Origin of the sequence: Streptomyces sp. PU-14G (assembly GCF_041028275.1) — a bacterium.
GTDB lineage: Bacteria > Actinomycetota > Actinomycetes > Streptomycetales > Streptomycetaceae > Streptomyces.
On record NZ_JASKYT010000421.1, the window covers coordinates 1 to 6,846 of the forward strand.

Here is a 6,846-nt window from a genome sequence, read left to right on the forward strand (position 1 = left end):
GGTGGACGCCCCTCGTGGGTTGCACGTCTCGTACGTCCTTCCCGGCGCTCCGCGCCGCCGCCGTTCGTCGCCCCGCCCGCCGTTCGTCGCCCCGCCGACGCCGTCGCCGTACGGCCCCCCGCCGTGGTCGTCATACGGCCGACCGTACGCATCAGGCCGCGCGGCGAACCGTTCCCGCGCAGCGGGCTTCGCCCGATCCGGTGAACTCCCGTTGCCCGTACGGGGTTCCGGCCGACTGCCTCTATCGCGCACTCGTGACGGTGGTCACCGACAGGTGATACGTTCGGGCGCGTGGTGGCCCGGGTGCCCACCCGGGCGCGTTCGCCGACGGCAGCGACGGAGGCCCGCATGAGCCCGTTCACCGGTTCCGCTCAACGCACCGCGCGCTGGCGGCATCTGGAAGTGCGCGAGGCGGACGGGGTCACCACCGTCACGCTGGCGCGGCCCGCGAAGCTGAACGCGTTGACGTTCGAGGCGTACGCGGATCTGCGTGACCTGCTCGCGGAGCTCTCGCACCGGGAGCGCCCCCGGGCGCTGGTGCTGGCCGGGGAAGGGCGCGGCTTCTGCTCGGGCGGTGACGTGGACGAGATCATCGGCGCCACTCTCGGCATGGACACCGCCCGGCTGCTGGACTTCAACCGGATGACGGGGCAGGTGGTGCGGGCGCTCCGGGAGGCGCCCTTCCCCGTGGTGGCCGCCGTGCACGGGGTCGCCGCGGGCGCGGGCGCGGTGCTGGCGCTCGCCGCCGACTTCCGGGTCGCCGATCCGACCGCGCGGTTCGCCTTCCTGTTCACCAAGGTCGGCCTCTCCGGCGGCGACATGGGCGCCGCCTACCTGCTGCCCCGCGTCGTCGGCCTCGGCCATGCGACGCGCATCCTGATGCTGGGAGAGCCGGTACGGGCGCCGGAGGCCGAGCGCATCGGGTTGCTGAGCCAGGTGGTGGACGAGGGCGAGACCCAGCGGGCCGCCCAGGAGCTGGCCCGGCGGCTGGCGGACGGCCCAGCGCTGGCCCACGCGCAGACCAAGGCGCTGCTCACCGCCGAACTCGACCTTCCGCTCTCCGGCGCGGTCGAACTGGACGCCGCCACGCAGGCGCTGTTGATGCACGGCGAGGACTACAAGGAGTTCCACGACGCCTTCACCGCCAAGCGGCCACCCGCCTGGCGGGGGCGGTGAGCACCAGGTGACCACGAGGGCCACGCCCGCGGCCGGGGCCGGAGCCCGGGCTTCGCGGGTCGCCGTCATCGGCGGCGGGCCAGGCGGGCTGTACGCGGCAGTGCTGCTCAAGCGCCTCGACCCGGCACGGGAGGTCACCGTCTACGAACGGGGCGCCCCACAGGACACGTACGGTTTCGGCGTCGTCCTGTCCGACGAGACCGTCGGCGGCATCGAGAACGCCGACCCGGACGTGTTCGCCACCCTGCGCGCCCACATGGTGCGCTGGGACGCCATCGAGGTCGCCCACCGCGGTCGTACGCTCGGCTCCACGGGGCACGGCTTCGCCGCGCTGAGCCGCCGCACTCTGCTGTCCGTGCTGCACGAGCGGTGCCGCGAGCTCGGCGTGCGGCTGCGCTTCTCCACCGAGGCGCCACCAGCGGCCGAGCTGGCACGCTCATGCGACCTCGTCGTCGCCGCCGACGGCGTCCACAGCGCCACCCGCACCGCGCACGCCGACGTCTTCCGGCCCACCGTCACCCCCCACCGCTGCCGCTACATATGGCTTGCCGCCGACTTCGCCCTCGACGCCTTCCGCTTCGAGATCGCCGAGACGGAACACGGGGTGGTGCAACTCCACGCCTACCCCTACTCCGAGGGCGCCTCCACGGCCGTCGTCGAGACGAGGGAGGAGGTGTGGCGGGCCGCCGGGCTCGACGCGCTCGACGAGCACGACTCGGCCGCCGCCTGCGCGAGGCTCTTTCCCGAGACCCTGGCCGGGCGGCCACTGCGCGGCAACAACTCGCAGTGGACCGCCTTCCGTACCGTCGTCAACGCGCGCTGGTGGCACCGCAGCGCCGCCGGCGGCCACATCGTGCTGCTCGGTGACGCGGCGCACACCGCGCACTTCTCCATCGGCTCGGGCACCAAGCTCGCCGTGGAGGACGCGCTCGCGCTCGCCGCCTGCCTGCGCGAACAGCCGGACCTGCCGGCGGCGCTTTCCGCGTACGAGGCCGAGCGGCAGCCGGTCGTGCGCTCCACGCAGCGGGCGGCGAGGGCGAGCCTGACCTGGTTCGAGGAGCTGGCGCACTACACCGCCCAGCCGCCGTACAGGTTCGCCTTCAACCTGCTCACCCGCAGCCGCCGTGTCACCCACGACAACCTGCGGCTGCGCGACGCCGCCTTCGTCGCGGCGGCCGAACGCGAGGCGGGCGTGCCCGAGGGCACACCGCCGATGTTCACGCCGTTCCGACTGCGCGGGCTGACCCTGCGCAACCGGGTCGTCGTCTCCCCGATGGACATGTACAGCTCCCAGGACGGTGTGCCCGGCGACTTCCACCTCGTCCACCTGGGCGCGCGGGCGCTGGGCGGGGCGGGGCTGACCATGACGGAGATGGTGTGCGTGTCCGCATCCGGGCGCATCACGCCCGGGTGCGCGGGGCTGTGGACGGACGAGCAGGAGGATGCCTGGCGCCGTGTCACCGCGTTCGTGCACGCCCGGTCGCCGACGGCCGCCATCGGCGTCCAGCTCGGTCACGCGGGACGCAAGGGCTCCACGAAGCTGATGTGGGAGGGGATCGACGAACCGCTGCCCGAGGGCAACTGGCCGCTTCTCGCCCCCTCCCCGCTGCCCTACCGCCCCGGTGTCAGCCAGGTCCCGCACGCACTCACGCCGGTGCAGCTGGCCGCCGTCCGCGACCAGTTCGTCGCGGCGGCGGTCCGCGCCGCCCGGGCCGGCTTCGACCTGCTGGAGCTGCACTGCGCGCACGGCTACCTGCTGTCCGGGTTCCTCTCCCCGCTGACCAACCGGCGCACCGACGCCTACGGCGGCGCCCTGGCCGCCAGGCTGCGCTACCCCCTGGAGGTGTTCGACGCGGTGCGCGAGGCCTGGCCCGCCGACCGTCCCATGACGGTGCGGATCTCCGCGACCGACTGGGCCCAGGGCGGCACCACGGGCGACGACGCGGTCCGGATCGCCGCCGCCTTCGCCGAGCACGGCGCCGACGCCGTCGACGTGTCCACCGGGCAGGTCGTCGCCCACGAACGCCCCGACTTCGGCCGCTCCTACCAGACCCCGTACGCCGACCGCATCCGCAACGTGCTGGGCGTCCCCGTCATCGCCGTCGGCGCCGTCTCCTCCTGGGACGACGTCAACTCGCTGGTCCTGGCCGGCCGCGCCGACCTGTGCGCACTGGCCAGGCCGCACCTGTACGACCCCCACTGGACGCTGCACGCGGCGGCCGAGCAGGGCTACACCGGGCCGGGTGCGCCGTGGCCGGACCCGTACCGGGCGGGCAGCCGCCGTCCCCCCACGGGCCGCACCGACGCGCCCAAGCCCCGCCTCGCGCTGTGAGCGGCGCCCTCCCGGGCGCATCGTTCCCCGCCATCGTCCCCCGCCCGGACCGCGCACGCCCCCGCCTGACGGACGGCCCGGTCCGCCGTACCGTGGAGACATGTACGCACGAAGGCGGCGGCGCTACTTCGCGCTGATGGCGGTCTGCCTGGTGCTGTTCGTCAGCGCCTGGGCCTTCGTGCGGCTGTGGTCGGTGCCCGCGGCGATCGGGATGTGCGTGGTCGCCATGGTCATTCCGCCCGTCGCCGCGATCGTCGGGAACCGCAGGGAACCCGACGACCGCTGGTGGGACGAGCCCCGAAAGGACGAGAACGCACCGCCCTCCGAGCGCCCAGACCAACGGCACGGCGACGACCGGCGGCACGGCGACGACCGGCGGCCCCGCTAGCCCGAGCGCCTTCCGGCGGGCGGCTCAGCGGTCGAGGGCGTCGGCGTAGGCGTCCCGTACGTACGCCAGCCCGGCGTCCCGCAGCGCGGCGTGCAGGGCGAAGAACACCTTCGCCGCGCGCTCACCCGGCCACCGCTTCGGCAGCAGCCCGTGCGGCAGCCCCGGGTCGGCGTACGGCAGGCGCCGCCAGGCGTCGAGGGCGGGCAGATAGTCGCGGTAGGCCGCCTGCGGGGGTGTGCGGGTCCGTCGCGACCAGCGCCGGAGCACCGGCTCGTGGACGGCCAGAAACGCCCGGTGACGCTCGGCGAGCCCCTCCAGGTCCCACCAGCGGGCCACGGACCGCGCGGTCGGCGTGAACCCGGCGTGCTCACCCCTGAACAGGTCGACGTAGGGCGCGAGGCCGAGGCGGTCGAGAGCGTGGCGGGTCTCCTCCTCCAGGTGGGAAGGGGCGATCCAGACGCCGGGGGCCGCGTTGCCGAAGCCCAGCCTGGCCAGCCGGGAGCGCAGGACGTGCCGCCTGTCGCGTTCGCTCTCCGGCACGGAGAAGACCGCCAGCAGCCAGGCGCCGTCGGGATCGGGGCGGGTGTGGATGCGCCGGTCGCCGTCGGCGAGGAGTTGCGCGGCGGCGGGGGAGGGCCGGTATCCGGCGGACTTGCTGCCGGGCCGGTCGGCGGTCAGCAGGCCGCGCCGTTTGAGGCGGGAGACGGCCGAGCGCACCGACGGCGCGTCCACGCCCACGGTGTGCAGTACCCGGATGAGGGTCGCGATCGGTACCGTTCCCGACGCGTTCAACTCGCGCCCGTAGGCGCCGTAGAAGGTGAGGATGAAGGAACCGGGGGAGGGCTTGCCCGGCTGCGGGGTCTCCGGACTGCGAGGTGCCGTGTCGATCTGTTCGGACGCTTTCTGTGCCACGCGGTCACTCTAGATCCGCAGCTGAGCCGCCTGGTCGGGGCGCCTCCTCGGGCTCGTGCGGCTGGTCGGACGCGTGGAGCCCCCTGGACGCTTCGGGCCCCTCGGCGCCGGGTCCCCGGTCGCGCAGCCGGAAGCGCTGGAGCTTGCCGGTGGGCGTGCGCGGAAGGCTCGCGGTGAAGACGAACCGGCGCGGGCACTTGTACGGAGCCGACTGAGCCAGCGCGAACTGCCGCAGCCGTTCGGCCGCCGCCTCGTCCGCCGGCACGCCGGGGGCCAGGACGACGTGCGCCACCGCGATCTGTCCCCGCCGCGCGTCGGGGACCCCCACCACGGCCGCCTCCCGCACGTCCGGATGGGCCAGCAGCACCTCCTCCACCTCGGGCCCCGCGATGTTGTACCCGGCCGAGACGATCATGTCGTCGGCGCGGGCGACGTAGCGGAAGTAGCCGTCCTGCTCCCGCACATACGTGTCACCCGTCAGGTTCCAGCCCTCCCGCACGTACGCGCGCTGCCGTTCGTCCGCCAGGTAGCGGCAGCCGACCGGGCCGCGCACGGCCAGCAGCCCAGGGGAGCCGTCCGGCACGGGCAGCAACTCGCCGTCGTGGCCCTCCGCGACGATCCGCGCCTCGAAGCCGGGCACCGGAACGCCCGTGCACCCGGGCCGGATCGCCTCGTCCGCCGCGGACAGGAAGATGTGCAGCATCTCCGTGGCACCGATGCCGTCGATGATCCGCAGACCCGTGCGCGCGTGCCACGCCTGCCAGGTGGCGGCGGGCAGATGCTCCCCGGCGGAGACGCAGCGGCGCAGCGACGTGGGAGTGCGCGCGTCGCCCCGGCCGGGATCGGCCAGCAGCGCCAGCATGGCGCGGTAGGCGGTCGGCGCGGTGAACAGCACCGATATCCGGTGCCGCGCGACCACCTCCAGCGTCTGCGCGGCTCCTTTGAACTCGTCCAGCAGCGTCGAGGCGCCCACCCGTAGCGGGAAGATCACCAGACCGCCGAGGCCGAAGGTGAAGCCCAGCGGCGGCGTGCCCGCGAAGACGTCGTCGGGGCGTGGCCGCAGCACCTGCGCGGCGAAGGTGTCCGCGACGGCCAGCACGTCGCGGTGGAAGTGCACACAGCCCTTGGGAACGCCGGTGGTGCCGGAGGTGAAGGCGATCAGCGCCACGTCGTCGGCGGCCGTGGCCACCGCGCCGAACCGGTCCGGCTTGCCCGTGGCGACTCGCAGCACGTCGGTGGCGTCGCCCGCGCCGAACAGCCACGTGCGCAGGCCGGGAACGTCCGCTGCGGTCAGCTCGTCCGCCGACCGCGCGTCGCACAGCGCGTGCGAGACGCGGGCGAGGCGGCAGATGGTGGCCAGCTCCCGGGCCCGCTGCGCCGCCAGCACGGTGACGGCGACGGCACCCGCCTTCATCACCGCCAGCCAGCAGGCGGCCAGATACGGGCTGGTCGGCCCGCGCAGCAGCACCCGGTTGCCGGGCACCACACCCATCTCGTCCCGCAGCACGTGTGCCAACCGATCGACGAGCGCACGCAGTTCACCGTAGGTCCAGGTGCGGCGCGCGGACCTCCTGCCGGCGGGGGAGGGCACGCCGCCGACGTGGACGGCGGGGCGGTCGGGGCCCAGCCGCTCGATGGTACGGTCCAGCAACTCCTCGCCGCAGTTGACCCGTTCCGGGTAGGCGAGTGCCGGGTTGTCCAGCAGGAGGTCGGGCCACTGGCCGGGTGGTGGCAGGTGGTCCCGCGCGAACGTGTCGACGTGGGCGGTGGCGACGGGCGTTGACGGAGTCGGACGCATGGCCGATCTACCCCCTCGCGGGCGGCTCGGGAGGCGGCGGCACCGACGCGGCACCGGCCGCGGCGCCGATGGTGGCGAATGGCGTTGAGCGTAACGTGATGGTGACGGCAGTCAATGGTCCGCGATAGACAAGAGGGCGGGCGATGCGGGGAGCACGGGCCCCGCGCCGGGCCCGACGCCGAGGGGAGCCGCCATGTCCACCACCGACCCGCCACCGSGCCGTGCCACGCCGCCCCCGAC

The 6,846-nt window shown here is 74.4% G+C and carries 5 protein-coding genes; 3 read left to right on the plus strand and 2 right to left on the minus strand.

Annotated elements, in window-relative coordinates:
• Positions 1 to 348 precede the first annotated feature (348 nt).
• The 3 genes from AB8Z75_RS30445 (at position 349) to AB8Z75_RS30455 (ending at position 3,896) form a co-directional block, all read left to right on the plus strand.
• Entirely contained in the window at positions 349 to 1,176 is an 828-nt protein-coding gene (locus AB8Z75_RS30445; protein ID WP_369207628.1) for an enoyl-CoA hydratase family protein, read from the plus strand.
• A 7-nt stretch (positions 1,177 to 1,183) separates the two neighbouring features.
• Entirely contained in the window at positions 1,184 to 3,508 is a 2,325-nt protein-coding gene (locus AB8Z75_RS30450) for a bifunctional salicylyl-CoA 5-hydroxylase/oxidoreductase (protein ID WP_369207630.1), read from the plus strand.
• 100 nt (positions 3,509 to 3,608) lie between these two features.
• Positions 3,609 to 3,896, plus strand: coding sequence for a DUF3099 domain-containing protein (locus tag AB8Z75_RS30455; RefSeq protein ID WP_369207632.1), 288 nt, complete (start codon positions 3,609 to 3,611; stop codon positions 3,894 to 3,896).
• A gap of 24 nt (positions 3,897 to 3,920) precedes the next feature.
• On the opposite strand, the gene AB8Z75_RS30460 is transcribed toward AB8Z75_RS30455, so the two are convergent.
• Positions 3,921 to 4,784, minus strand: coding sequence for a PaaX family transcriptional regulator C-terminal domain-containing protein (locus AB8Z75_RS30460; RefSeq protein WP_369207636.1), 864 nt, complete (start codon positions 4,782 to 4,784; stop codon positions 3,921 to 3,923).
• 28 nt (positions 4,785 to 4,812) lie between these two features.
• Positions 4,813 to 6,606 carry an AMP-binding protein gene (locus tag AB8Z75_RS30465; protein WP_369207634.1) on the minus strand — a complete coding sequence of 598 codons (1,794 nt, stop codon included), beginning with the start codon at positions 6,604 to 6,606 and terminating at the stop codon, positions 4,813 to 4,815.
• Positions 6,607 to 6,846 lie beyond the last annotated feature (240 nt).

What these genes read in the sequence shown, in the direction of transcription:
- AB8Z75_RS30445 (WP_369207628.1), top strand. Translation starts at nt 349, where the DNA reads ATGAGCCCGTTCACCGGTTCCGCTCAACGCACCGCGCGCTGGCGGCAT.
- AB8Z75_RS30465 (WP_369207634.1), bottom strand. Translation starts at nt 6,606, where the DNA reads ATGCGTCCGACTCCGTCAACGCCCGTCGCCACCGCCCACGTCGACACG.
- AB8Z75_RS30455 (WP_369207632.1), top strand. Translation starts at nt 3,609, where the DNA reads ATGTACGCACGAAGGCGGCGGCGCTACTTCGCGCTGATGGCGGTCTGC.